At 32.9% G+C, this 26,679-nt stretch carries 28 protein-coding genes; 9 read left to right on the top strand and 19 right to left on the bottom strand.

The genetic code is table 11. The features are described from left to right. Window positions 1-110: 110 nt before the first annotated feature. The 8 genes from G9F72_RS04175 to G9F72_RS04140 form a co-directional block, all read right to left on the bottom strand. Window positions 111-1,046: an ATP-binding cassette domain-containing protein gene (locus tag G9F72_RS04175; protein WP_164958494.1), complete on the bottom strand. Its 936-nt coding sequence runs from the start codon at window positions 1,044-1,046 to the stop codon at window positions 111-113. 5 nt (window positions 1,047-1,051) lie between these two features. Further along, window positions 1,052-2,143, bottom strand: coding sequence for an ABC transporter ATP-binding protein (locus G9F72_RS04170; RefSeq protein WP_164958621.1), 1,092 nt, complete (start codon window positions 2,141-2,143; stop codon window positions 1,052-1,054). 64 nt (window positions 2,144-2,207) lie between these two features. Then, entirely contained in the window at window positions 2,208-3,176 is a 969-nt protein-coding gene (locus G9F72_RS04165) for an ABC transporter permease (RefSeq protein WP_164958495.1), read from the bottom strand. Then, window positions 3,173-4,117 carry an ABC transporter permease gene (locus tag G9F72_RS04160; RefSeq protein ID WP_164958496.1) on the bottom strand — a complete coding sequence of 315 codons (945 nt, stop codon included), beginning with the start codon at window positions 4,115-4,117 and terminating at the stop codon, window positions 3,173-3,175. The genes G9F72_RS04165 and G9F72_RS04160 overlap by 4 nt, the downstream gene beginning before the upstream one ends. 93 nt (window positions 4,118-4,210) lie before the next feature. Further along, window positions 4,211-6,064 (bottom strand): peptide ABC transporter substrate-binding protein, encoded by a 1,854-nt coding sequence (locus tag G9F72_RS04155; protein ID WP_164958497.1) that lies wholly within the window; start codon window positions 6,062-6,064, stop codon window positions 4,211-4,213. Between the two features lie 254 nt (window positions 6,065-6,318). Next, a complete protein-coding gene (locus tag G9F72_RS04150) occupies window positions 6,319-6,897 on the bottom strand; it encodes a M15 family metallopeptidase (RefSeq protein WP_164958498.1) in 579 nt (192 codons plus the stop codon). Continuing rightward, window positions 6,897-7,679, bottom strand: coding sequence for a serine hydrolase (locus G9F72_RS04145; protein WP_224675952.1), 783 nt, complete (start codon window positions 7,677-7,679; stop codon window positions 6,897-6,899). Before G9F72_RS04145 ends, G9F72_RS04150 begins: the two co-directional genes overlap by 1 nt. A gap of 84 nt (window positions 7,680-7,763) precedes the next feature. Continuing rightward, complete coding sequence (locus G9F72_RS04140) at window positions 7,764-8,138, bottom strand: Crp/Fnr family transcriptional regulator (protein WP_164958500.1); 375 nt, start codon at window positions 8,136-8,138, stop codon at window positions 7,764-7,766. 167 nt (window positions 8,139-8,305) lie between these two features. On the opposite strand from G9F72_RS04140, the gene G9F72_RS04135 reads away from it, so the two are divergent. The 5 genes from G9F72_RS04135 to G9F72_RS04115 all read left to right on the top strand — a co-directional run bounded on the left by G9F72_RS04135 (window position 8,306) and on the right by G9F72_RS04115 (window position 13,049). Beyond that, complete coding sequence (locus G9F72_RS04135; protein WP_164958501.1) at window positions 8,306-8,533, top strand: transposase zinc-binding domain-containing protein; 228 nt, start codon at window positions 8,306-8,308, stop codon at window positions 8,531-8,533. Beyond that, window positions 8,457-8,681 carry a hypothetical protein gene (locus G9F72_RS04130; protein ID WP_164958479.1) on the top strand — a complete coding sequence of 75 codons (225 nt, stop codon included), beginning with the start codon at window positions 8,457-8,459 and terminating at the stop codon, window positions 8,679-8,681. Before G9F72_RS04135 ends, G9F72_RS04130 begins: the two co-directional genes overlap by 77 nt. A 313-nt stretch (window positions 8,682-8,994) precedes the next feature. After that, window positions 8,995-11,379, top strand: a complete 2,385-nt coding sequence (gene secA2 / locus G9F72_RS04125; RefSeq protein WP_164958502.1) for an accessory Sec system translocase SecA2 — start codon at window positions 8,995-8,997, stop codon at window positions 11,377-11,379. A 190-nt stretch (window positions 11,380-11,569) separates the two neighbouring features. Continuing rightward, a complete protein-coding gene (locus tag G9F72_RS04120) occupies window positions 11,570-12,091 on the top strand; it encodes a GNAT family N-acetyltransferase (RefSeq protein ID WP_164958503.1) in 522 nt (173 codons plus the stop codon). 166 nt (window positions 12,092-12,257) lie between these two features. After that, the gene (locus G9F72_RS04115; RefSeq protein WP_164958504.1) at window positions 12,258-13,049 is read left to right on the top strand and encodes a helix-turn-helix domain-containing protein; all 792 of its coding nucleotides are present in this window, start codon (window positions 12,258-12,260) and stop codon (window positions 13,047-13,049) included. Between the two features lie 467 nt (window positions 13,050-13,516). Here the strand turns inward: G9F72_RS04115 and G9F72_RS04110 are convergent, their stop codons facing one another. The 5 genes from G9F72_RS04110 to G9F72_RS04090 all read right to left on the bottom strand — a co-directional run bounded on the left by G9F72_RS04110 (window position 13,517) and on the right by G9F72_RS04090 (window position 15,510). Beyond that, a complete protein-coding gene (locus tag G9F72_RS04110; protein ID WP_164958505.1) occupies window positions 13,517-13,753 on the bottom strand; it encodes a DUF2922 domain-containing protein in 237 nt (78 codons plus the stop codon). An 84-nt stretch (window positions 13,754-13,837) separates the two neighbouring features. Next, window positions 13,838-14,062, bottom strand: coding sequence for a DUF1659 domain-containing protein (locus G9F72_RS04105; protein WP_164958506.1), 225 nt, complete (start codon window positions 14,060-14,062; stop codon window positions 13,838-13,840). A 76-nt stretch (window positions 14,063-14,138) separates the two neighbouring features. Continuing rightward, window positions 14,139-14,672, bottom strand: a complete 534-nt coding sequence (locus tag G9F72_RS04100) for a sigma-70 family RNA polymerase sigma factor (RefSeq protein ID WP_164958507.1) — start codon at window positions 14,670-14,672, stop codon at window positions 14,139-14,141. A gap of 35 nt (window positions 14,673-14,707) precedes the next feature. Continuing rightward, a complete protein-coding gene (locus tag G9F72_RS27330; RefSeq protein ID WP_224675951.1) occupies window positions 14,708-15,208 on the bottom strand; it encodes a DnaD domain-containing protein in 501 nt (166 codons plus the stop codon). After that, complete coding sequence (locus tag G9F72_RS04090) at window positions 15,178-15,510, bottom strand: hypothetical protein (RefSeq protein WP_224675950.1); 333 nt, start codon at window positions 15,508-15,510, stop codon at window positions 15,178-15,180. The genes G9F72_RS27330 and G9F72_RS04090 overlap by 31 nt, the downstream gene beginning before the upstream one ends. A gap of 330 nt (window positions 15,511-15,840) precedes the next feature. Between G9F72_RS04090 and G9F72_RS04085 the strand changes: the two genes are divergently transcribed. The 4 genes from G9F72_RS04085 (at window position 15,841) to G9F72_RS04070 (ending at window position 18,727) form a co-directional block, all read left to right on the top strand. Next, window positions 15,841-16,293, top strand: coding sequence for a helix-turn-helix domain-containing protein (locus tag G9F72_RS04085; RefSeq protein ID WP_164958508.1), 453 nt, complete (start codon window positions 15,841-15,843; stop codon window positions 16,291-16,293). Window positions 16,294-16,316: 23 nt separating this feature from the next. Then, complete coding sequence (locus tag G9F72_RS04080) at window positions 16,317-16,748, top strand: ImmA/IrrE family metallo-endopeptidase (protein ID WP_224675949.1); 432 nt, start codon at window positions 16,317-16,319, stop codon at window positions 16,746-16,748. 235 nt (window positions 16,749-16,983) lie between these two features. Beyond that, on the top strand, window positions 16,984-17,529 hold the full coding sequence (locus tag G9F72_RS04075; RefSeq protein ID WP_224676263.1) for a ferritin-like domain-containing protein: 546 nt from the start codon (window positions 16,984-16,986) through the stop codon (window positions 17,527-17,529). Between the two features lie 514 nt (window positions 17,530-18,043). After that, on the top strand, window positions 18,044-18,727 hold the full coding sequence (locus tag G9F72_RS04070) for a class I SAM-dependent methyltransferase (RefSeq protein ID WP_164958510.1): 684 nt from the start codon (window positions 18,044-18,046) through the stop codon (window positions 18,725-18,727). A gap of 365 nt (window positions 18,728-19,092) precedes the next feature. Here the strand turns inward: G9F72_RS04070 and abc-f are convergent, their stop codons facing one another. The 6 genes from abc-f to G9F72_RS04040 all read right to left on the bottom strand — a co-directional run bounded on the left by abc-f (window position 19,093) and on the right by G9F72_RS04040 (window position 26,674). After that, the gene (abc-f, locus tag G9F72_RS04065) at window positions 19,093-21,072 is read right to left on the bottom strand and encodes a ribosomal protection-like ABC-F family protein (RefSeq protein ID WP_164958511.1); all 1,980 of its coding nucleotides are present in this window, start codon (window positions 21,070-21,072) and stop codon (window positions 19,093-19,095) included. Window positions 21,073-21,600: 528 nt separating this feature from the next. Further along, on the bottom strand, window positions 21,601-22,509 hold the full coding sequence (locus G9F72_RS04060) for a CPBP family intramembrane glutamic endopeptidase (protein WP_164958512.1): 909 nt from the start codon (window positions 22,507-22,509) through the stop codon (window positions 21,601-21,603). A 72-nt stretch (window positions 22,510-22,581) separates the two neighbouring features. Continuing rightward, complete coding sequence (locus tag G9F72_RS04055) at window positions 22,582-23,205, bottom strand: response regulator transcription factor (RefSeq protein ID WP_164958513.1); 624 nt, start codon at window positions 23,203-23,205, stop codon at window positions 22,582-22,584. Then, window positions 23,186-24,286 (bottom strand): sensor histidine kinase, encoded by a 1,101-nt coding sequence (locus G9F72_RS04050; RefSeq protein ID WP_164958514.1) that lies wholly within the window; start codon window positions 24,284-24,286, stop codon window positions 23,186-23,188. The genes G9F72_RS04055 and G9F72_RS04050 overlap by 20 nt, the downstream gene beginning before the upstream one ends. 121 nt (window positions 24,287-24,407) lie before the next feature. Further along, a complete protein-coding gene (locus G9F72_RS04045; protein ID WP_164958515.1) occupies window positions 24,408-25,520 on the bottom strand; it encodes an ABC transporter permease in 1,113 nt (370 codons plus the stop codon). Beyond that, a complete protein-coding gene (locus tag G9F72_RS04040; RefSeq protein WP_164958516.1) occupies window positions 25,517-26,674 on the bottom strand; it encodes an ABC transporter permease in 1,158 nt (385 codons plus the stop codon). The genes G9F72_RS04045 and G9F72_RS04040 overlap by 4 nt, the downstream gene beginning before the upstream one ends. Window positions 26,675-26,679 lie beyond the last annotated feature (5 nt).

Below are 26,679 nucleotides of genomic sequence, written 5' to 3'. Positions count from 1 at the left end.
AATTAATTTAGTCTTTTTTAAGACATTTGTCTTTTGCACAACTAATGGCAAACAGAAACAAAACTACCCACTCATAAACTATTGTATCTCCCATTTTTAATGCTTTTGGTTTATTCATTACAAATCCCTTCTCTCCTAGGTTCACTAACAAGTACAAAATGTTCAGCTTCCACCTCAACCCAAGTAGTCGTATAATTATTAATTTCATCAAAACTTGGATCGTAAACTTCTATAACTCTTTTTCGCTCTATGCGAGGGTCAGGTATTGGAATTGCAGAGAGTAATGCACGAGTATAAGGGTGAACTGGATTTTTAAATAACTTTTCTGTTTCTGCCAGTTCCACGATTTTACCTTTGTGAATTATAGCTACTCTATCTGTAGTGAAACGTACTACTGATAAATCATGAGAAATAAGCAAATAGGTTAATCCTTTTTCCTTTTGCAACTGAGATAATAGATTTAAAACCTGAGCACGAATAGATACATCGAGAGCAGAAATAGGCTCATCTGCAATAATAAGCTCTGGCTCCATAATTAAAGCTCTAGAAATTCCTATACGCTGACGTTGTCCTCCAGAAAATTCATGAGGAAACCTGCTTGAAAATTCAGGAAGCAGTCCCACATCTAGTAAAGCACTTTCAACTTTAGATTTTCTCTCTGCTTCATTTTTAAAATTTTTTAAGTTATATAAACCTTCTGATACTATATAATCTACCTTGGCTCTTTCATTCAATGATGCCATTGGGTCCTGGAATATCATTTGAATTTTTCTAGTTACCTCTTTATCTAACTCCTTACTAATTTTCCCATTGATTTTTCTTCCTTTAAAAAATATTTCACCCGCGGCTGTTTCACTAATCCTGGCTATTGCTCTACCAATAGTAGTTTTACCAGAACCGGATTCTCCTACCAAACCAAAAGTTTCACCTTTATATATATTAAAACTAACATCATCAACAGCAGTAAAAGCTTTATTTTTGTTTTTTCCAAACACAACGCGGATATTTTTTACTTCTAATAAAATTTCCTTTGATTTATCACTCATATTTTTCACTCCCCCCATTGCTGTAATAGCTCTTTAAGCGCTTCAGGTGGTTCTACCTTTGGAGACCTAGGATCTAGCAGCCAAGTTTTAGCTTTATGAGTAGGACTTATTGAAAAATAAGGTGGCCTCAAAACAAAATCTATTTTTAACGCTTTAGGATTACGTGGTGCGAAGGCATCTCCTTTTATTTCATTAAATAAATTTGGTGGTGTACCCAAAATTGAATATAATGGCTCACCCTTTATTCCAAGCTGTGGAAGTGAGGACAGTAATGCCCAAGTATATGGATGTTTTGCATTATAAAAAATTTCTTCTGAGGTGCCAATTTCTACTATATCGCCAGCATACATAACAGCTATTCTATCTGCAACTTTCGCCACCACACCTAAATCATGTGTTATATAAATAATCGATAATTTATATTTATTTTGTAAATTTTTTAACAGTTGAAGTATCTGAGCTTGAATTGTTACATCTAGTGCAGTAGTTGGCTCATCGCAGATAAGTATCTTAGGGCTGCAAGCTACAGCAATAGCAATAACTACCCTTTGTCTCATTCCGCCTGAGAACTCATGTGGATATTGATCATACCTAACCTCTGGGCTAGATATACCCACATCCTTTAATATTTCTAGAACAACTTTTTTAGCAATTTGACCTTTCAGTCCTTGATGAAGTTCTACAGCTTCTACAATTTGTTTTCCAATAGTTTTAAGCGGATTAAGTGCAGTCATAGGATCTTGGAATACCATTGCAATCTCTTTTCCACGAATTTTGAGCCAGGGCTTTTCTTTTTTATATTTGCCTATATCTGTGCCCTCATAAATAATACTACCGGAATCAACCCATCCATTGGCATCTAAAAGGCCTATAAATGACTTTGCAAAAACTGATTTTCCAGAACCAGACTCACCAACAATAGCCAAGCTTTCACCTTCATATAAGTCTAAAGAGGCCTCTCTAATGGCAGTGAGAATACGCCCCCTTAAATTGAATTTAATAACCAGCTCTACAACTGATAAAACTATTTTTTTATCTTTATAACTTGCTCCTAAAGGATAGTTTCCTACTATATTATCATCAACATGATTTAACATGACCTCCATTTTGAACCTCCTCATATCTTAATAGTGAATATGGTATTTTCCATGAATTATGTCCCTAAACGTGATTTCTAGGATCAGAAGCATCTGCAAAAGTATTACCAATTACATAGAAGGATATCGTGATAACTGAAAGTACTACTGCTGGAAAAATCAACTGATATCTTAAAGATGGAACCATCATTATTATTCTGCCTTCGTTAATAAGATTGCCAAGTGATGGGGTGTTTAAAGGCAGGCCCAGGCCTATATAGGTTAGAAACACTTCAGATCCTATGGCCATTGGAATAGCCAAAGCTAATTGAAGCATAATTACTGAGACTAGATAGGGAAGTAAGTTTTTAGTAATAATTCTACTTATAGGAGTTCCGAGACACCTTGAAGCTAAATTATATTCTCTATCGCGAATTATAATTATTTGATTGCGTACAAATCTAGCCATACTTAACCAATTTGTAATACACATAGCAACCACCAAAGTGAAAATACTAGGACGCAGAATATAGGCTAGTAATACCATAATAATTGTATTAGGTATATTATCCAATACATTATAAATCTCTGTTATAATTCCATCTAATTTCCGCACATAACCCCATAAGCATCCAACAGTAATTCCAATAATTCCTTGCCATACCCCAACTAGCATTCCTATTTGCAGTGAAGTTCTTGTTCCACTCCATATTCGAGACCAAAGGTCCTGTCCTATAGAATTAGTACCAAACAAAAACTCTTTATCAGGAGCATGATTTCTGAGTTGAATACCTGTCTCCACGTTGTTATAAATCGTAGTTGGCGATTTCTGACCCGGCAAATATGGCTGTAGCACTGTATAGGCAACTAAACCTGTTATTAAAATTAGCAAGGCTGCTGCTACCTTATTTTTTAGAAATACATGAAAAGTAGATTGCCAATAGGAATAATCAGAATAGCCAGTTCTTTCCGCCTCGCTGGCATCATAGCTAGCAAAATCAAACAAGGAAGGATCAATGTTATCTAAAGTTTTATCAAATTTTGTATTACTCATCTAGTACCTCCTTGCTTTTCTAGATTGATACGTGGATCAAAGCCCGCCATAAGCATGTCCCCTAGAAAAAGACTAATAATACCCACTGAAGCGTATATTAAAACTAATGCTTGCACTATAGGATTATCCTGTCTTTGAATAGTATCAACGAGTAACCCACCAGTACCAGGTATTGAATATAGAGATTCAATGTATATGGAGCCTACTAGAGTATATAAAATAGATGCTGGTAGATACTGAGCCATAGGAACAAAGGCGTTTCTCAAAACATGTTTTGTCATTATAACTCTATTGCTAAGCCCCTTAGCTCTTGCAAGTTTTATGTAATCCTTATTTAATTCATCTACCATATAACGTCTCATCCACATTGCATAACTAGCGGTGGGTCCAAGAGACATAGATAAAACCGGAAGTATAAAGCTTAAGGGGTTACTTTTATCAAATAGTATGGGCAATTTAAATATATCCGTCACATATAGCTGCAAAAATATATAATAAACCGCAGCTGGAACTGCATTTATAATTACAATATATCCATTACCTAACTTGTCCCAAAATTTATTTTTATTCCTAGCCATTAATATCCCAGAGCTGATTCCTGCTACAAGAGCAATTGCCAAAGCACCCAGCCCAAAATATAAGGAGTATAATATTTTAGAACTAATAATTTCAGAAACTGCAACCTTTGGCCTATATGTAATGGAAGTGCCTAAATCCCCTTTAAGCAAATCCTTATAAAAATGTCCAAGTTGGACATACCATGGATCATTTAAGCCTAAATTGGTCAAGATAGTTTCTCTTTGTATTAAGTCCAATTTTTCATAGCCTTGTCCAAAATATCCCTCTTCCGGCATCAAACGCATGAATAAAAACACAATTGAGATTACAATAAAAAGTGTAATTATAGATTTTCCTAATCTTTTTAATGAATACTTTAACAACTGCTAGCACCTCCAATTTATCCTTTTAACATATCGTTAGAAATAAGCAATTAGCAAGAATGTTAAAATAACCATCCTTGCTAATATTTTTTATTATTTTACAGTTGAAGCTACCTTAAGTGCTGCAGCACGTTCTACTTGCCAAGCTTCAAAACCCTTTTTATATGTCTCTGTATTCATTGCTTTATCCATGATTTTTTGACCTTTAAATTTATTTGCAGAAACTCCAAATGGTGAATACGGAGCTGTAAATGGTTCTAATTTCGAAGCTATAAAACCTCCACCGCCTAAACTATAAGGTATAACAAAAGCTTCATCAATTAAAAACTGTTCTGCCTCTGCAAATAACTTATAACGTTTCTCAGTATCCTGCACTTCTGCCTTGGCAGCATTTACCATGTTCTCATATTTACCCTTGCCATTAGCCTCTTTATACTCAGTAGCTAAATTTATCTTGTTATAGTTACCTTCTGTTGAGAATGGATCTGTATAAGTTTGTGGATCCGCATAATCTGGTCCCCAGTTACATTCCATAAAGGAATAATTACCAGCACGTCTTGTAGCATTTAAGAACCCTGTAGGTGGATATGGTAATATAATTATATCAATGTAATCTTTTCCAAGTAGGTTTTCCATTTGCTGTTCTATTACCTGTGCTCGATTAGTCCAGTCAGAAGAAGCAGTGCTATAAGGCATAACTATCTTTACTGGGAAAGTAACTTTTCCCTTTAGTTCTTCCATTGCTTTAGTTTTAAAGTCCTTTGCCTTAGCACTATCAAAGTTACTTTGGGAGGATGTCTTCGCCAGTGAACCTATCTGTGTATAATCTACACCTTTTATATCAATGAAATTTTTTGGTGTAATGGTATTACTTAATCTTCTTTCTGGTTCATAAGGCTCTGCAGTCATCATGGCTGCCTTTTTATCTAAGGCACTAAATAGTGACTTACGGAAGTTTAAATTATTAACAGCCAATTTCCAATTTCCAGGCTCATATTTAGCATCAAATTTGGGATCAAAATTGAGAGCATAAAAATAGGAATAAAAAGTAGTTGCAAGAGGTCGTACCGTTTCTTTCTTAGTAGTATCCTTCATCCATTCATCAATGGATGCTGTAGGAATTGTAGCGTCAGTAATTTGTCCTCTTGTAAATAATTCTGGGGATAGTGTAGCTGCTTCTTTGTTATAGCTATAAGTTAACTTTTTAATAAATACATTTGCCTTATCCCAGTAATTATCATTTGCAATAAGCACTCTAGAATTTTGTGGTTCAAATGTTTGCAAAAGATAAGCACCATTATATAGTAAATTCTTATTATCTGTACCAAACTTAGCTCCAGTTTCACTTAAGAACTTGCCATTAACGGGCATGAAACAAACATAAGTAAGCATTGATAAAAAATAAGGAGTAACTGCCCCTAATGTATACTCTAATTGATATTTACTCTTCGCCTTAATACCTACCTGCGAAAAATCAGTTATTTCACCTTTATAAAATTTTTCTCCATTTTTTAGAACACTGTAAGCTATATTGGATGTTTCTGAGTTATTCTTTTTATCAAGTACATATTTCATAGCATCTACAAAATCTTGAGCCTCTACCTGCGCATATTCTTTTCCATCATTAGTTACCCATTTAACCCCTTCACGCAAATTAAATGTCCAAACTAATCCATCACTAGAGACACTCCAGTCTTTTGCTAAAGAAGGTTTAACTACACCATATTTATCATAATCTACTAAACAATCTACTAAATTTGCTGCTGCTGCAAACTCATTTTCGCTAGCCGTAACTAAATAATTTAGCGTAGTAAGTTCCCCAGAGTATACAGTAGAATACTCTTGCTTAACCTTTGAATCGCTTGTGGTTGGATCTGCTTTTGTGCATCCTGAAAGGATTGAAATACTTAACATAGCAGTAAGCACTAAGGAAATAGCTTTTTTCATTTTGTTCCCCCTTTATTTGTTTTAAATAGGATACAAATTTGAATCTTTAGAATTATAATTTTGTAATTATAAATTATATTTGTCTTTAATTACAAATAATACTCTTTATAACATTATAAGCAATATTTAAATTTAAATCAATGTTGCTTTTTCAAAATTGATAATTTCCTTAAATAATCATTCAATTTTTGTTAAATTCTAAATATAAAACTATAAGAAAAAAAATAGAATCTGCAAATCATTTTAGATGCTTACTATAGGATAAAGTATTCAAGCTTTACATCAATAATTTCATATTTACTGTAGTTACTGTCATCAAAATGCCACCATTCAGTATCTATTGTAATAAAACCATGACGCTTCATAACATCTGTTAGAAAATTAATATTTTTTCTTTCTTCTTCATTCATACCTTTATAGTTTCTGCAAGATTTTTCAGAAAAATCATCAAAATCCGAAGGCATTTTAAGTTCTCTGTCATATTCATCAACAAGTGTTATATCTACTGCAGTACCACAACTATGTCTTGACCCCTTCTTATTAGGATTTGCAACAAATCTTTCATCGCCAACAATGCCCCAAAATATTTTTTGCACATACATTGGTCTGTAGGCGTCCCATATCTTTATTCTATATCCTAGCTTTTTAAATTCCTCTTTGGCATTTATTAATTTTATGGCTGTTTCTTTCTGGAGAACACATACATTTACTGGATATATTACTGTTTTAGTAAAATTATCCTTTGTTGCATACTTCAAATCAAATATAAAGCTATTATCCATATCAGATACATTAACTAGGCCTCTTACCTCCCTAATATGTTTAATAGTCATTACAAACAATTCCTGTTACAATCTTCATTTTGTTCACTTCCCAAAATTAAATATTCATAAGAAATTTTAGAAACTTTTCCTATTATATCTCTTGCATAATTATCACAAGTGGCATCCCATGTCAGCATATTAAAAATATAATGCTTATGCCTCGCGTATACTATTCCTACATCGTGTTTTATATTAGGTAGATCTCCGGTTTTGTGTGCTACAATAAGCTCCTCATCAAGGTTAATTCTCATCATAGAATTGTCCAGTTGCATTTGCGTTATCTTAATCATCATGTCACTGTAAGTTTTACTAATTAGCTGTCCCTTGTCCATAAGTTCTAAAAGTTTGGCCACATCATGTGCCGTAGTATAATTGTCCATTCCTAATACCCTAGCATCAAAATCCATCATTTTTCTTTTTAAAATGGTGTTCTTAAATCCTAGTTCACCAATGAATTTATTTATATTTTCTATTCCTAGCATATGTATGAGTTGATTGGTTGCAGTATTGTCACTTTGTATTATCATTAATGTAATAAGATCCCTAATGGTATAAGTATTTCTATCATCAAGAACATATATGATACTGTACGGTACCCTCTCCTCCTTATTAATAGAAATTCTATCACTTAAATTCAGTTCTCCATTGCTCACAAGTTGAAAAGTCTTTGCCATAATAAATAATTTTATTATGGAGGCTGAAGGTACTACCTCCTCTTCATTTATGCAACAGCTTTTATCAGAATTTAAATCCTTAATAAGAATAGAATATTTTAAATTTTTATCTTTCATAAAGTCTAAAATTATATTTTTTAACACTGTATCCCCTCCATCAGCTTAAATATATTATATTTAATTCTACATCTGCTTCTGCCTTCACTCTTCCACAACAAGATCAATATGTGTCTTTAACACTTCTGGTTTATTAATTATAATTTTTTTAGCATCATAACAGATAACTCCATCTTTCAAGAATTCATTTAAACATCTCGTAATTGTTATTCTTGAACAGCCTATGTTATTTGCTAATTCCTCATGGGTGTATACCCTATTTAACGTAACAAGTCCTTCACTATCTGGCTCCGCTGTATACAATAACCTTAATAGAGCGTCTGCAAGTTGACCTCTTGCATCGTTAAAAATTGCATTGGTAATGTTGTATTTTTCTATTTGTCCAAGATTACTGAGGGTGTTCAAAAAATAATCTCGCATTATTTCTTGTCGATCACAATCAAAAAACTTACTATACATGAACTCCCCCCTAATAATATACTATTAATCTACTATTTATAATGTTTTACATCTACGCCCATAAAATATGCTTTTATTATATCACTAAAATTTCTTTTTCATTAATTTCTTACTTTTTCATATTAATGGAACATTTAATATAAAGAGTCCATTTGATATACTTTTAGATGAAAAAGATAAACAAGCTGATTGAGATTCAAGATATATTTAATCAATATGGTGGTGAATATAGGAGAAATCATAAGTTGCCGCTACATATTCAAAAAACTATGATTTCTATTGAAGCTTGGAGAACAGCGGAGCTTGGAGGTCATATAGATGAATGTGGTCATACGAGGGTTTCTTATAATTCTTGCAGGAATAGGCACTGTCCTAACTGGTGCAGTGCAAAGTAAAAAACAAGACTCAGAGGTTAAATTAAATGCATCAGAGCTTCTTCTTAAGCTGACAGGAATAGATATAAATATTTGTACTTGTTGTGGTAAGGGCAAAATGCTGACAAAAGACAAGTTAAATCGCCAAAACTATTCTCCACCAGGATAAATAACAGAATAGCATAAAGTGTTTATTTAGGGGAGGGGGGAAATACGTCCATTTTTTATAAATAATCAGAGTTTAGAAGGATTATAGATACATTTGTGGAAATTACAGTTAATGACCTTAATTTAAAAGCTAATTTCAGAAAGATGGGGAAGATTGAATCCCCATAGTAGTGGTATATAAAGCAATACAAGGCTTTATAAGTTTTGTTAATAGAAATAAAGAGATGGCGAAAAGATAGATGTTATTCTAAACAAATTAGAAAATAAAGAAGATAATTAATTAAATTATTTATACTGAAAGAGTGGTGATTAATATGTCTATTAGTATTAGAAAAAAATTTCATGATTTAGTAAATAAGTCAGAATACTGTAGATACAAAAAAATAGTAGAACAAATAAATCGTCTTAAATTTGATTCATTGGATAATAAAGGTATTCTAGATAAATCACATGAGCTCAGGAGTAAGATTTTAGAAGAGAAATCTATGGATGATATAATTATAGAAGCCTTTGCACTTGCGAAACAGGCGGTTAAAAGAGTACTAGGGCTCACTCCATACGATGAACAACTGATTGCTGGAATAGCTATGCATAAGGGAAGATTAATAGAGATGCAGACCGGGGAAGGCAAAACTTTAGCCGCTGTGTTCCCTGCATTTTTAAATGCAATTACAGGTCGTGGGTGCCATATACTTACTTTTAATGATTATTTAGCTCGTAGGGATGCAACTTGGATGGGTCCTGTATATGAAATGCTTGGATTAACTGTGAGTTTTGTACAGGAAACTATGGAAAGGCATGAAAAGCAAAGGGCTTATGATTGCGATATTACATATGTAACTGCGAAGGTAGCTGGATTTGATTATTTAATGGATTCACTTTCTTATAAAAAAAGTGAAATTATGCTACGTCCATTTAATTTTGCCATAGTAGACGAGGCAGATTCCATAATAATTGATGAAGCCAGGATACCATTAGTTATTGCGACAGGAGGCGACCCCGAAGATGATACACTTTTAAAAACAATGGAAGTTATAAGAGGACTGGAACCTGAAGTAGACTATGACAAGGATGAAGTTAAAAGTAATGTGTTTTTGACACAAACAGGACTAATACGAGTAGAAAATATGCTTTGCTGTGAAAATTTATATGCAAAAGAAAACTTTAAATTACTTAGTGAGGTACATAATATTCTTCATGTAATTGCCTTACTTACGAAAGACATAGACTACATTGTTAGAGATGGTAAAATTGAAATGGTAGATAAGTTTACCGGACGCACCGCTGAAAATAGACGTTGGCCTGACGGAATTCAAGCAGCCCTTGAAGCTAAGGAGTGTATTAGCATCCAATCAAAAGGACGTATTGTGAATCAGATAACTTTGCAGAATTTCATTTTGCTTTATAAAAAAATTGCTGGGATGACTGGTACAGCAATGGACTCCTTGAATGAAATTACCGAGCTTTATGATATGGATGTGCTAGTAATTCCACCACATATTCCTTGCAAGCGAATAGATTATCCAGACGTAATATTCACACACAAAAAAGCCAAATACAAGGCTGTGAGCTCAGAAATCAAAAGAGTACATGACACAGGACAGCCTATTTTAGTCGGCACCTGTAGTGTAGCAGAGTCAGAATATTTGGCTGAGGAATTAAATAAGGTAGGCGTTAAATATAAAATTTTAAACGCAAAAAATGATGAACTTGAAGCCCATGTTATTGAACAAGCAGGTACTCTTTATGCAGTTACCGTTTCAACTAATATGGCTGGTAGAGGTGCTGATATAAAACTCGGGGGCCAAGATGGAGCTAATAGAGATAGGATTGTTTCCCTTGGAGGATTATACGTTATAGGTACTAATAGGCACGAGAGTAAACGCATTGATAAGCAACTTAAAGGAAGAACTGGTCGTCAGGGTGATGTTGGCATGTCAAAATTTTTTATAAGCCTTGAAGATGACCTCATTAAAAGATATGGTATCGATAAATTAATACCCGCGTCAATTAGACCAAAGATGCAAGAGGAACCTTTGACGAGTCCCAGAATAGCAAGTAAAATAGAACATGTGCAGAGAGTTATACAGGGCCAGGATTCAGATTTACGGAGAGCATTATGGCAGTATTCCTCTTTCATAGAAAATCAGCGAATTGTTGTTCACCAAAGGAGGATGGAAGTAGTATATGATAGTTTACCTTTTAATATATTAAGCCTAGAGCATCCACAGTTATTTACAAAATTAGTTAACTTCTTTAGTGAGGACACTGTAAATGAACTTGAAAAACAAGTTGCACTATATAATATTAATGAAGTTTGGGCTGATTATCTTGCTCATGTAGCATATCTTCAAGATGGAGTAAAGTTAAGCATACTAAGTCGTAAAAACCCGTTGCAAGAATTTCAAATTGAAGCAGCCAGCGTATTTCAAGTTCTACAGCAAGAGATACAAAAGAGAATCTTACAAGATTTTGAAACGTTAGATATATCAGAGCAGGGACTCATTAGCTTAAAAGAGCGGATAAAGCCACCTTCTTCTACTTGGACCTATCTTGTTAATGACAATTCACTAATAGATTCACTTTCTTCATTATTTGTTGGTAATGTAGTTGCATCCATAGGAACGTTTATTGCCTTATCAATTGGATTTGGAACTTTAATTTATAGGAAAATTTTTAAGAGCAACAAGGTAGTGTAAGGCTTACATACCCGACCACTGCAATGATTATTTATTTAATTTTGGTAGGTGATTAAGTAACCTACTGATTCGCAATGTACTAATGGCACCTTTCAGAGATTAAAATAGAACTTTATAATATTCCTAAGAGTTACGTCGGATTGGTATTTTAAGGCGGTGCTACAGATTATTTATATTAGGAGGTATTAAATTGAGTGAATTAATTTTAGTAAACCCATCAAAGGTTTTAGAAGAAAAAATTCTGGAATACAAACAAGAGTATTTAGACTTTGAGGAAACTAATATCAATGGCAGTTGTGGCCTAGCCCGTTATAATGATTTGGATGAATGGCTTGAAATTGTTCTTTCAATTGAGAAAGATAAACTTCGCAATAATGTTCATTCCAGCACATTCTTTTCTGTAAGAAAATCTGATAATAGAATTATAGGTACTATTCAACTCCGTCACTTTTTAACTGATGAATTAGAAAAACATGGAGGACAAATAGGCTATGGCATTCGTCCAACTGAGCGAAAAAAAGGTTATGGTAAGCAACAATTATTACTTGTTTTAGAAATTGCACAAGATATGAAAATTCCAAAAGTAATGATTATCTGTGATAAAGATAATATTGCTTCAAGTCAGACTGCGATGAGTTGCGGTGGTATATTAACAGGCGAAAATTTCCATGAAGGTAAAGAACAACAAATATATTGGATTAACCTCCGCTAATAAGCATAATCTACAGTAAGTTTCTTGCACAATATTCTTAAAGTACGTTACGCTGGTAAAATATTGCGAAGTGAAGAGTATTTATATTAGCCGAAACAAGCAAAAAATATCATGAAGTCTATGGAAAATTTCTTTATACTATAAAACAGACAGAGGGGGTGAGTAAGTGGATACGGTAAGTTGCATTCAAAGAGCAATTGACTTTATCGAGGATAATATCCTTGATGCTTTAAAAGCAGAAGTCATTGCAAGTCAGGCATATATGTCAAGTTTTCAATTTCAACGTGTTTTTTCTATCGTGTGTGGTATTTCACTTGGTGATTATATTCGCAATCGAAGATTAGCACTGGCAGGAATCGAGGTATCATCATCCAAGGCAAAGATAATTGACATTGCTTTGAAATATGGATATGAGTCACCAGAAAGTTTTTCACGTGCTTTTACCCGTTTCCATGGGGTTTCTCCTATGATAGCGCGCAGTCATATCGAGAATATCAATTTATTCGCCAAAATATCTGTTCAATCTATTTTAGGAGGAAAACAAACTATGCAAGATTTGAAACAAAGAGGGTATTCCGTTAAAGAAAACGGTCCTGTCTATTACACACAGAACATGGATAAAACTGCAAAATGGTTTGAAACTGTTTTAGGTTGGTACGTAAATATTGATGAAAGAAATAAAGATGGAATGGGAACCTATGGGTGTGCATTGCCAATACCTGGGGAATTAGTTAATATGAAAATAACTACATTTAATGGTATTCACATGTTTTTTGGCGAACATTCAAAACAAACTGTTGCTTTCATGCGTGTTGAAGGCGTAGACCAACTATATTCATTTGTGAAGAAAAATGGTTGGGATCAAATAACAGAAGTTAAAACTCAGCATTGGGGAGGCAAAGAATGTGATGTAACAACAATTGATGGTAGTATCGTGAGATTCTTTCAGTTAGATTAATAATCACCTCACTAATAAGCATAATTTGTAGTTGAATTAGTAAATCGTAAATAGTTTTTGGGTTTGCGGGTTCTAATAAATTTAACTTTTCCTCGCATGTCATAGGTGTATGTTCACTTTTAGCAAAGCCTGTTCTAGAATATTGAAAAAACATAAAAAAGAATAATAGAAATATACAAAAACACCTTTTTTTCATAATATCACTTCCCCTCAACCTTAGTATGTTTCTAAAGTTGAGAAATAAATCAGTATATATATGGGAAAAATCTATTAACAGTGTGATTCTTTATGTGAAAACATATGATAAAATACATGTATAATGTAATGAAACTATACCTAAATGTAGTTATATCAACAATAAACGCTATGATTTAATCATAGCGTTTATTTAAGTGAAAATTCATGATATTTATTCAAAAGAACTTCAAAACGGAACCTGTTACCCTTTAATAGGCACTACTTTTTTTCTAAGCTACATCAACTGTACTAGTATCCGTAGTAACTATCTTCGCATCTTTCTTGCCAATTAAGTTACCATTAGCTGATGCAAAAATGTTTTTTGCAATTACTAAATCCATAAGAGCATTTACCTCAGCTTCTGTCACAGTTGGAACTCCATCTCCATCAGCTTTAATGTCATCTACCGTTAAAGTAAAATACTTACCTTCTGTAGATGTTAAAAATCTCATAGCTAATTTATGCATATCACATTACCTCCTTTTAATTATTTAACTCAAGGGCTTTGAATTCTAGGTTTTCATTTTTAGCTTTAAATTTTCAGCTAATAACTAAGCATTAACTAAGCTGTACTGATCTTCTCTGTCTAGTCCGAATAGTGGGTAAGTTTTAATGTTAGAGATAGCTTGTCCTACTTCAAATATGTCCGCGTCTAATGCAGCAACTTTTAAATTGCTTAACCTTTTTGTTGCATATTTGTCTTTGCCTTTGGTGTCAACACCTACTATCATAGTAAGCTTTAACGCACTGGCTACCTTTGTTGATTTAACTGCCATGTTAATCACCCCTTTCATTTTGTTTTCATTGAATATATATGCCCCTTCGAAGTTTTGTGCGGAGTTTTTAAAAAAATTACATAAGTGCTCTCAGTTTTTCTAGGGCTTTTCTTTTTATTCTTGCAAATTGATGGTAGCTTTTATCACTATCACAGGCTATTTCTCCAAGGGACTGGTCTAAAACATAATATCTCTCTACAATATCACGTTCTAAAGGAGCAAGCTTATCAAGAGCTATAGATAATTTTTTAACTTCATCATAGGCTATTACTTCATCCTCTAAGGTAAATTCATAATCTCCAAAGGTATCAAAATCTAGCATTTCATTGTTTGGAACCTCTCTAAAATGTTTTATTTGACCTTTTAAAAGAGCTTTGAAATTCATTCTTATGGCATTTATGCAGTAGCCATTAAAACTATTGCTTCCTAGCTTATACATATCTATGGCTTTTATAACAGACAGATATCCATGCTGCACCAAATCTTCTAGCTCAAAACCTGGAATGTGATATCTTGATGCCTCTTTGAATATGAGATATTTGAATTTGTCTATTATCTCTTCTGTGGCTCCATTTTCTTTAGTTTTAGCCTTTTCAACTAGTTTTTCCATGATAAATACACCGCCTTTTAATTTTTCTATCTTGATTACTCTAGATCTTCACTATCCGCATAGCCTAATAACTTTTTTTCTAGAGCATCAAAATCATAAATTCTTTGCTCATAGTCACAGAAGCTACCCTTTTTCACATTTTGACTTAGGCTATTTGTCTTTTTATTAGCCCATTTTTTTTGATAGGCCCTTACTTCATCTGCAGTTTTTATGCCATGACTAATCCAGCTATTGAGTATTTCAGCTATATACTTAATAGTTTTCGCATTATAAATAACAGCCTCTTCTATGGCCATAATGATAACTTCATTAGTTACATGAGTTGTAAACTCTAATATTTTTTCATATTCTAGTGGGGTGATAGCATGTACATTTTCCTCGAAAATTTTAATTATATTTTTAAGCCCCTCAGAATCAACATCAGAATTATTTTCAAATTTTATTACTACTTCGTTGCTACTTCTTACTTCTTCTTCTTTATTTATTGCTTTTTGTTTATTACTTCTTACTTCTTCTTTATTTCTCGTTGCACACACTTTATAGAGTTAAGATTGTTAGGCAGGTTATATTTTATCCAATTTATAACCATAAGCTCCCTTGTGTCCTCACAATATAAGATTTTTTTATAGTCACAGAATCTTTTAATTAACTTTTCTACAGTTTCCCTATTATAGCCTGTGTCTGTCTCAATAGTTCTTTTCGATATTTCATAGATTCCACACTGCGTTGTTTTAGTATTTGTCATTAGATACAAATAAAAGTATTTTTCCTCTGGCGTAAGTTCAAGCACAAAGCTATCACTCCAAAATTCGGTATGAAGTTGCCTATATTTAGCCATTTTTTATTCCTCCCTTGATATACGTTATAATTTCATGTTATGATGTTTTTAAAACAACTTATCTTTCAAAAAATATTCACTGTGGTCATCAGTGAACGGATTTAATGTAGTAAAATTATATTATTCTCAAATAAATTTCTATAAATAAGCTTAAACATTAAGATTATATATTTATATTACTTATTTGTATTTATTTTACACATTATCTTTACTATATTTTATTGTTTTAAACGCAACTTGTCAATAGAAAAATATAACTTATTTATTTTATGTAACATATAATTACATTTATCAAAATTTATGAGATAATAAATATAGGATGGTGATTTTATGGCAACCTTTGGTGAACGTTTTAAAAAATTAAGAATGGAAAAAGGATTAACTCAAGATAAACTTGCTCAGAATTTTTCTATAAATAAAAGTTCAATATCTAGATATGAGAAAAATGCTCAAGTGCCTGAAAATCCAGCATTACAAGCCTTTGCAGATTTTTTCAAGGTTTCTATGGACTATTTATTAGGTAGAACAGATATAAGAAGTGATGGATTAAGCCCGCAATATATTCCGAGTTTAACCCAAAGCAATGAACGAGATATTGGTAAGTTGCTTAATCGAACATTAGATATGATTAAATCCCAGGATGCAATAATGCTAAATGGAGATATATTAGATGAAGAGGATCTAGAGATTTTAGCAAGATCCATAAGAGCGGGGCTAGAGTACGCTAAAATTTCAAATAAAAAGAAATACACACCAAAAAAATATACAAGCAATACCGATTAATAGATTAATTTGGAGGTTTTCAATTGGAGCATATACGGAATGTTGCACAACATCTGATAAAAAAATATAAAACAAATGACCCTTTTGAACTTGCAGAATATCTAAAGATAAAGATTATGTATGACGACTTAGGCGCCCGTACTAGGGGGTTTTATCAGGCATGTCCTAAACTTAAAATTATACATATCCATAATAACTTAGACTATGTAAACAAAAAAATAGTATGTAGCCATGAACTTGGACATGCTATTCTTCACTCTAAATTAAATATAGTATTTCTCCAAAGACACACCTTTTGTGTAAAAGATAAATTTGAACGTGAAGCTAATATTTTTGCTGCAGAACTGCTTATTCCTAATGAATTACTGAAAGAATATCCCGAATACAACCTAGAACAGATTGCAGCACTGCATAATGTACCCGTTGAATTTTTCAATCTTAAATATAATAAGTAGAGTGCCACCCACGTGGCAAGTGGCATCTTCACTCAGCACGTGGGTCACATCATGACCCGCTAAGGCAACTGTGACTTTGGAAAAATAAAAGGACTTCGTACCGCTCTTACAGCACAGCATTTATTAATATTTTTTAAATCGAAAAATAATTCTTTATTGTCCACTCATAATATATACTCCATATAAATATATATTAACAGTGCTATTAATATAGGAGGAATTTATTTTGAGTGAAATGGACTATGAAATGCATAAAAAAGATAAGTATGCAGACCCATCTCCCTACCCTGAGGTACAAGTACTTAGCCCAAATCTCTACTATGCATCATTATTGATGGATGATTATGCAGGTTTAGTAAGCGAGTTTACTGCCATTAGCCAGTATCTTTATCACTATTTCTTTTTTAAGCTTATCGATAAGAATCTCGGAGAATTACTAGAAAATGTTGCTATTACCGAAATGCATCATATGGAGATAATAGCAGCTACAGTTAAAAAATTAGGAGGAAATCCAATAATAGCAGGTTCATACAGTACTTGCGGCAATTTTTGGAATGGAAGCTTTGTTTATTACGGAGTTCAACTCTGTGATCGTTTAAAAGCAGATATTGATTCAGAGTATAAAGCTATCGCAGGATATCAAAAGCACATACGAATGATTTCTGATCCATATGTTCAGGCTATCCTAAGGAGAATTATACTAGATGAAAAAATTCATATCCGTCTTTTTAATGAGGCACTTCTTAAGTTCTGTGGATGTACTTACAAACCGCTAAATTAACTTAGCTAGGGATGAGTTATTAGCAAGCGGTCCACTTCGTCCCCCTCTACCACCTCCGAGATTACCAAGCACAAGCATTCCATTAGCAAACAGAAGTACTCCACTACGTTCCCATTTATATTATGACCTTAGTGGACAGAAAAATAGCTAGTAAAAGCAATAAGTTTTACTAGCTACTCATTAAACAAGTAGTCCACGCTTTCTTCCACCAAACAAATATAGCTGAAATAATCCTATAGCAACAGCTAATGGGTATACAGGCCAGGTATATTTCGCAAAATGCTAATTAGTAAAGGTTTCAAAGAAAATAATGTTCCTATTGTTGTAAGCATTCCTCCTGGTTACGGATGTACGATTTTACATCAAATCATACATTTGTTTCTCTAACCCAATTTACGGTAATAATGGTATAATTGAATAAATGATTTGTGTTCTACTGTTATAATGTTACAAACTATTTAAAATTTCTTATATAAGTAAACAACAAATATAAATTTATTAAGGGGAAACAAATATGAATAATTCAACAAACAAAACTAAAATGCAATTTAATAAAGTAGCAGAAGAATATGATTTTATGGAATCATTATTTGATAATAGTAAATTTTTCGTTTTAGAAATGTCAGATAACAAAGGTTCAGCATTGGATATAGGTTGTGGGTCAGGTATTTTGGCATATAAGTTGTCAAAGTATTACGATAAAGTAATAGGTATTGATATATCAGAAGAAATGTTACATATTGCTTCGAGTAAAAGACAATCATTAAATATCAAATATATAAATATGGATGCTAATGAGTTGAAGTTATATGAAAAATTTGATTTGATAACAAGTCGGACAACTTTTCATCATATAAATGATATTCCATTATTAATCACAAAAATTAAGGATATGGTTAACCCTGGCGGTAAAATTGTAATTGTAGATGTTATATCTAACTTTGAAAAAGAACCAACAATATTTAGTATTATTGAAGCATTTTCAAGACTTATACCAAATTGTAAAATGTTTGGTGTAAAGATTGGATTTAGAATATTTAAATTTAATATTTCAAAGGATTGGCTAAAGCATTTAGCTTCAGATAGATATTTATCAGAACAGAAATTCAAAAATTTATTTACTACTTATTTGCCAGGATGTAGAATTTCCAAAAATGGTTATCAAATGCAGGTTATCTGGGAAAATAAAAATATATAGGATACTGCAGTTTATTTTGTTTATGTATTAGTGACGCATTTTAATCTTTAAAAGGTAGGCGCTGTTATGAAAGTTGAAGTTTTTAATGCACACAACAAATATATGATTTTAAAACATGCTTTGAAAGAAAATAACGTATCATTGAAAATAGTCAAACATGTCCAAACTGTGGCAGTAAGGACTGGGAGTTATTAAGCGGAAGAGAGTTTATGATTAAGGAAATTTTCGCTTGCTAAATTTCGACTTTAAAAAAAGGTAGCAACACACCGCCCTACAAAATTAAAATTTTATAGGGCGGTGTGTTGTTATTCACAAAATTTAGACCCCCTAAGCAATATAGAGGGTCGTAAAATTTATTCTTGCCTTTAATTATTAAAATTTAACCACAATTCCATAACTCCATCCTGCTCTTTACATAACTCCTCTTTCCTAGAGTACAGCTTATTAAGCTCCTCATAATGCAACCTTGAGTCAGCCATAGCTAAATCAATCTCTCTTATTTCATCTTCAAGAATTTCAACACGGGTTAGAGCTTTAGCCTTTTCCACTTCCTTATTTTTACTTTCATCAATATTTCTTGGTTTCTTAACTTTTTCACTCTTCACTACTGGCTCTTTAAGAGACTGAAGGTTCTGCTCATCTTTTACATTTTTATAATAATTATAATTACCAGGATAACTTTTAAACGCATTGTTCTCAATAGCAATAACTCTTTCACCGATTTTATTTATAAAGTATCTGTCATGAGAGATGAAGCATATAGTTCCTTTAAACTCTTCCAGCGCTTCCTCAAAGGTTTCTATGGAATCAATATCAAGATGATTAGTGGGCTCATCTAGTATCAATAAATTCACATCTTCATATAACAGTTTGCTGAGCTTCAGCCTTATTTTCTCTCCTCCGGATAAGTGCTTTACTTTCTTAAAGACACTGCTCCCATAAAACATGAATTTGGACAGGTATTCCCGTGCTTTCCCCTCTGGCAGAAAAACATCTTCCCTGAAACAATCCAGCACAGTGAGTTCCTCGTTTTTAAAAGTAATTTTCTGAGGCAAATATGCCGCCATTACATTGGCACCTAATTCCACTACACCATCATCTGGACACTCTTCACCTAATAGCAGTTTTAAGAAGGTGGTTTTCCCGCTACCATTTGGGCCGATTAGCGCCACTCTTTCACCAAAATTAATCATTAAATCTGTATCCTTAAAAATAACTTTATCTTCAAAGCTTTTAGACAGCCCTATAGCCTTGATTGTCTCATTACCAGATCTTTCAGTTTCTTTAAAGTTAAGCTTCATATTCTTTCTTTCAAACTTCGGTTTTTCAGTTCTTACATATTGACCTCTGGATCGATAATCCTTATTACTTTCAGTGTCACTACTATTCATTTTATCAAGTTTTTTTTGTAAACTGACAGCTCTTTTAAAGAATTTATTATTATCTACACTAATTGCCCAATCCCTTAACTCCTTTATAGTCTTCTGTATAATCTTAGTCTGCTTTTGCTGTTCCTTATATTGATGAAATTGTTCAAGCATATTCTCCTCTTTTTGCTTCGCAAAATCAGAGTAATTTCCTTTATAAGTCTTACTTTCCATATCTTCTATTTCTATAATTTTTGTTACTACATTATCTAAAAAGTATCTGTCATGAGATACGATAATTACAATTCCCTTATATGCCTTAAGATATCCTTCAAGCCATTCAATTGAATCCATATCCAAATGATTTGTAGGTTCATCCAGTAGTAATATATCTGGATCATCAATCAAGAGCTTACCAAGTACAACCGTGGTTTTTTCACCACCGCTTAATAAACTAAAGTCTTTATTTAAAAAGCTATCACCAAATTTCAGGCCCGTGCAAATCTTGCTTAATTTTTCTTCTGTATTATATCCGCCTTTAACTTCATATAATTGAACCAATTCACTGTACTGTTTCAAGGCTTTTTCCAATGTTGTATTTTCTAAAAATTTCATCTCTTCTTCTAGTTTACGCATTTTATCCTCTATACTATGAATTTCCTCAAAAGCTAAGTTTAAAACATCAATAACCTTTAAACTCTCATGATACTGCGGTATTTGTTCAAGGTAAGCACTAGTGGCTTCTCTGGGCATATTAATTAACCCCTCATCATATCCATAGCTTGAGGTTTGCGGGTAACCTGGATAGTAATTCATAGGTTCTATTCCCGCAATTAGCTTAAGGATAGTGCTCTTCCCGCTTCCATTTACACCTACTATACCAACTTTTTCTCCTGAGTAAACTTGAAAGCTTATATTTTTAACAACAAGTGTGGCATCCATATATTTTTTTACACCATTTAATGATAATTCGAACATAAAAATTCCTTCTTTCATCCATATTTTAAATTTAGAACTCTATGGACAGGCAGAAAAAGCTCTTATCTACTATAATCTTTTTAAGTAATATTGAAAATTAAAAGACCATAAGAAGATCATCTCTTCTTACAGTCTGAAAAACTCTATTACTATAATAATTTATTAAAATCAGATATAAGCAAAAGGCTTATGGGCGTTAATAACGCCATCTTTATGCTGATATATCTTGCACCAAAATTTTTCAAAAAACCCTGGCTTAATACTTCAAAATAACTCTTGAAATATCCTATAAATTACAATGTTGAATTCCAGTAAAGTAAGTTACCTTCTAAATGCCTTATTCCATAAAGAGCATAACAATAAAACCTAAATATAATTAGGCAAATTAAAACTCATTATAAAATACATATTAATTTTAAATTAATATTAGCAATTAGTTGGTGTCATAATTTACTATCCCCTTTCAACACTTTTTTTTATTATATCACCTTTTGTATTTATTGTAAATAAGTTCAATTAATGTATTTTTTACATTAAACTCCTCACAGTACCTAAATTTTTATGACATGGAATAAAATATACAATAACAATTCCTATACAAAGAACTATAGTTGCTGCGATACCAGCTTCAGGGCCAAATAATCCACCTGTAAACCATTCTGAACCAGTTAACCTCAAATTTAATAAACTACCTGCTGCTACTTTTTGTCCACTTACCTCAAAACCAAAAACATTTCCTTGAGTCCAGTTCCACGCCGCATGAAGTCCACAAGCCCCCCATAGATCATTAGTTTTTATAACATATACACCAAAAAACAAACCTACTAAAACAATGTTTATTATAGCTAAAATGTTTACATTTGGATTTGCAAAGTGCATAAGTCCAAAAAATGAAGACGAAATAATCAAACCTACAGCTACATTATATCTTGCACCTAAAACATTCATAAGCCAGCCTCGTGAAAGAATCTCTTCTGTACCACTTTGTATTATCCAACCTGGTATAACAATTAGGACACCACTTAAAGCTGCTATACCCGAAAGACCTCCTGGATTGCTATTTACTACAGTATGTCCACTAATACTAAGCAATAAAACCACTACTGAAAACATTAAAATCCCTATTCCAAAACCTACTAAATACTTTTTTATAAGTCCTTCTTTTTTTAAACCAATACTTGAAATACTTCTTTTTTCTCTAAACTTTACTCTAGCAAATACAAGTAATGTTATAAATATAAACCCACAAATAAGCTCATTTAACAATAAAACTGCAGGATCATTACCAATAATTTTTTTTGTAAAATGAGCCAAGATTCCACCAATTCCTTGTCCGACCATTAGAAAGAGGAATACCCAAAGTAGACTTGTAATAATATTAGGTAGTACCTTCGCTTGTTTCGCTTCTCCAAATAACCCATTCTGATTTGAAAACATATTTTCACTCCTTCTTTAATTTATGCTATGTTAGACTATACACCTTATTTATAAATGAACGGCATAAAAAACTCAAAAGTTTTTCAAATAAAATATAGCCAGTTGAGTCCTATCCCTAAGCCACAGCTTCCCCAAAACATTTGTTATATAGTTTCTTACTGTTCCCTCACCTAAAAAAAGTTTTTCTGCTATTTCCTTATTTGATAGCCCATCAGATATTAAAGCCAGGATTTCAAATTCTCTTTCAGACAAGTTAAAATGAGAAGGCTCTTTCTTATTTTCCTCTTTTAACATGCCTTTAATTGAGCTAATTATATCCTTTTCGAAAACTACATTCCCTTTAAACACCGTCCTAAGGCTTTCTATAATACTGTCTGAAGACTGATTTTTCAATATATAACCTTCAGCACCATTCATTACAGCTTCTCTTATATATTCATCATCCTTGAAGGTAGTCAGAAGCACTACTTTAATATCGTGAAAATTTTCTTTTATAAGTTTAGTGCCAAGCACACCGTCCATAACAGGCATCCGTATATCCATAAGCACTATATCTGGGTTATTTGCCTTACAAAGTTCAAAGGCCTCCATTCCATTTTTAGCTGTGCCAATTACCTCCATATCTTCTTCAAGCTCTATAAGTAGCTTTAAGCTGTCTCGAATCAGGCCGTCGTCGTCAACAATTATTATTTTCATGTAGTTCTTCCCCCTTTTCTTTTCCAAGTGGAATTATATAAACTATCATAAACCCATTTTCTCCGCTGAAGGAAACTGTGCCGCCAAGGTTTTCGATCCTTTCTCTTATACCCTGCAGGCCAAAGCCTTCCCTTAGGTTTGGACACCCTTCCCCATTGTCTTTAATATATATCCTTACAAAGCTGTCCCTAATATCAATTTTAATATCAATAGCTGTTGCTTTGGAATACTTATATGCATTTGTTAATGCCTCCTTAATGTCCGAGCTTATAGTCTCCAACACATTTGCGGAGAGACTGTTAAAATTTCCTAAATGCTTGAAATTTACAATACAGTAGTTAAAATTATTAATAATGCCTTCTATATACTCCAAACCCATTGAATTGCTTGGCCTGATATTATGTACAGTATTTCTCATTACATTTAATGTTTCAGCCAATCTTTCAACTGAATCCTTAAGCAGCTTATCAGATTTTTCTTCATCCCTGTGCCTCAGCTTTTGTACTACCTGAAGCTGAAGCAAAATGCCTGCAATCCTGTGTCCCACAGTATCATGAATCTCTCTGGCAATTCTATTTCTTTCCTTGATTTCTGCGATATAAGCCACCTCTTTAGCTGAGTTTAAAAGCTTCTGCTTGGCAGCCTCAAGCTCATATCTGTATCTTCTTTCGTTATCATAAGTTTCTTTAAAAGAGTTTATATTTTCTCTAAACTTCAGGGATAGGTTTCCAAACATAAAAGCAATAAAAATAAGTGCTAAAACTTCCATAATATTATTTAAGCCTGAAAAACAAATTGCTAGTGTAGCTGCAACCAAAGTAAAGGGTTTCATATCCTTATTACCGGCATCATATGCAATCAGGGCATACAGTAGTGAAAAATTATGACTGTAATTGCATCCAACGGTTATGAATGTTGCCTCTATTATCAAAACATGCCAGGTAACCCTGTTTTTCTGCTTAAATATATTAACTGCAGCTAAAAGCAGTAGCAGGGAAACTTCAGTAGCTGAAGTATTGCCCTGAACTATAAACTTTCCAATTACTACAATGAAAAATAAAATTCTTATTAAATATTCCATATACCTCACCCTTTTAACTGAAATACTCCAGAAGGAGATTTACCTCCCACTGAAGTTCTTTTTTTGTTATATTATGTAACTCCCACTTGTAGAAATGGGAGACGTTCTCTCTAAAATGATGTTAAATATCTTCAACATAGACCTTCCCCCAGGAAGATATCATGAAAAATACTACTGTGAATAATAACAGAATTCCTATATCCTGTGCTGCTGAAGTAATCGATCTCGAAGTCAGCAGCTTATCTATACCATCCGTAAGCCAGTATGCCGGAGTAAACTTTCCCATGGTTAATAGTATATCAGGCATAAGTTCTTTTGGCCAGAACAACCCTCCCAGCATGGCTACAAGTGTGTTTACAAGTACTCCTAAAGCTGAAGCTTGCTTAATATTTTTTGAAACACTTCCTATGGCAAGAGCCAAAGCTACACAGGTAGCTGCATAAATTACGAATAGAACAAACATATTTTCTACTGATGCTCCAAGTTGAGCCTTAAATGTACCTGTCATGATTTTGAAGGCAATATATACCTGTATCAGAACTATAAATAGGAAGCTAAAAATATTTTGCAGCATATAGTTAAAGTTTTTCAGTGGGGAGGCAAACATACGGATATAGGTTTTATTTTTCTTGTCTTCAAGGATAAGATTGGTTGAAAATGTTGCAATGATAAGCATAGCATAGCCGAGCAGTCCTAAAGCAGATTTTTCTTTTCGTCCGTCTCCACCCTTATCTCCAAATACAATTGTTTCACTCTTAAAAGTTCCCTTCTCATACGCTCTAAGAGACGAGTAGAAAACTTCCTTATTATTTTTGGTATTTTTAGCAATATTCCTTGCGGCACTGATATAATTTTCTATGTATAGTTTAACAGCGGAAGTTAAGTCTACATCATCGGCTCTATAGGTTTTAAGCTTAACATCCTCACCATTTAAAATAGCTTCTGTAAAACCCTTATCCATTACAACTCCATAAGCCAAGTGATTATTTTTAATAGTCGCTTTCATAGTATCTTCGGATATAATTTCTACTTCACTTTTTTCTTGCAAACCTTTAATAAAAGCCTTGGTAAACTCTGTATTGTCATTATCTACAACTCCAATATTTATACTGACGACTGCATTCATATTTAAGTTAAAGACCATGAGTACTAAAATTACTGGAACAGCAACTATCATTATTCTATTTATTCTTTTTTTTAATATTCTTTTTAAATTCGAGAAAAAAATTGTCATATTATTCTCCTCCTTTCAATTTCAATACATCCTATAAATAATAGTGCTGAAACTATCCAAAGCATTGAAATATATCCAAAGGTATTAAAAAAATGAATGTTAACCCTGTAATTATTGGAATATATCACATTCAACAAAGCAGTTTGCGGGTAAAAATTCGGTGAAAGATGCATTATGGCTGACATATGAATATCCTGTGTTAAAATCAAAGCGAAACCACCTGCAAGGAAGGTAAAAATAATATTTAGTATGAGGAGTATTCCTGAGGCCTTGTTTCCGCTGCCCGCAGCCACGGCAACAAACATTCCGAATAGAGTAGAAAAGACTGCAGCACTTAATATGATAACTGCTACCATGCCTAAGTTATTTCCCCAGTTCACTTTAAAGACAAATTTGCTGAAAGCTATTATAATTACGCCTTTAATAAATATGTCAAGCACACATCCAAGTATCATACCAATTAATCTCTCATAAGGTTTTGCAGGAGATGCCTTAATTCTTATACCCACATTTTCAAAATAATCCTCTGAAAGCATATCAGCAGCAAAGGTTGCAGAGCTCATTATTGCCAAAACAAGCATAGCTATAGAATAATAATCTATCGCCCTTGGAGACGTGCCTTCAGTAGAAATCACATTTTCATCAACTGCGCTGTAACTTGTATAACCCAAGTTCTCTGAATTAAGCTTTGCCACCACAGTCATTACATTTCCTACAGAATTATAGGCTTCCACTATATTTTCAACCATAATATTTTTGAAATCCGCATATTTTGAATTATAAATTTGAATTGGAGTCTCTTCTCCAGACTTTAATTTTACTGAATAATCCTTTGGCACAACTATCATTGAAGTCGCCTGTTTATCATTAATTAATTTTTCTCCTTCTTCTATAGATAATACCTCCTTAACATTCAATATTTCTTTAATTTGCTTACTGCTCAGGAAGTTTTCAAACTCCCCAGCTGCCGCTCCACCATCCTTATTAAGATAACATATATCAATTTTATCTAACTTTGGACTCTGGAAGGCACTGTTAAGTGCGGTTCCAAGAACTATTATCATCAGTATGGGCATCAACATAGACCTGAACATTGATTTTTTATCCCTAAAGTTGCGTTTTATAGTGTTAAAAGCTATATACAATATATTCATTGTTC

It is taken from the genome of Clostridium estertheticum (genome assembly GCF_011065935.2).
GTDB classification, from domain to species: domain Bacteria; phylum Bacillota; class Clostridia; order Clostridiales; family Clostridiaceae; genus Clostridium_AD; species Clostridium_AD estertheticum_A.
Note: the sequence above shows the minus strand (reverse complement) of the source record. Positions and strands in the feature narration are given on the sequence as shown.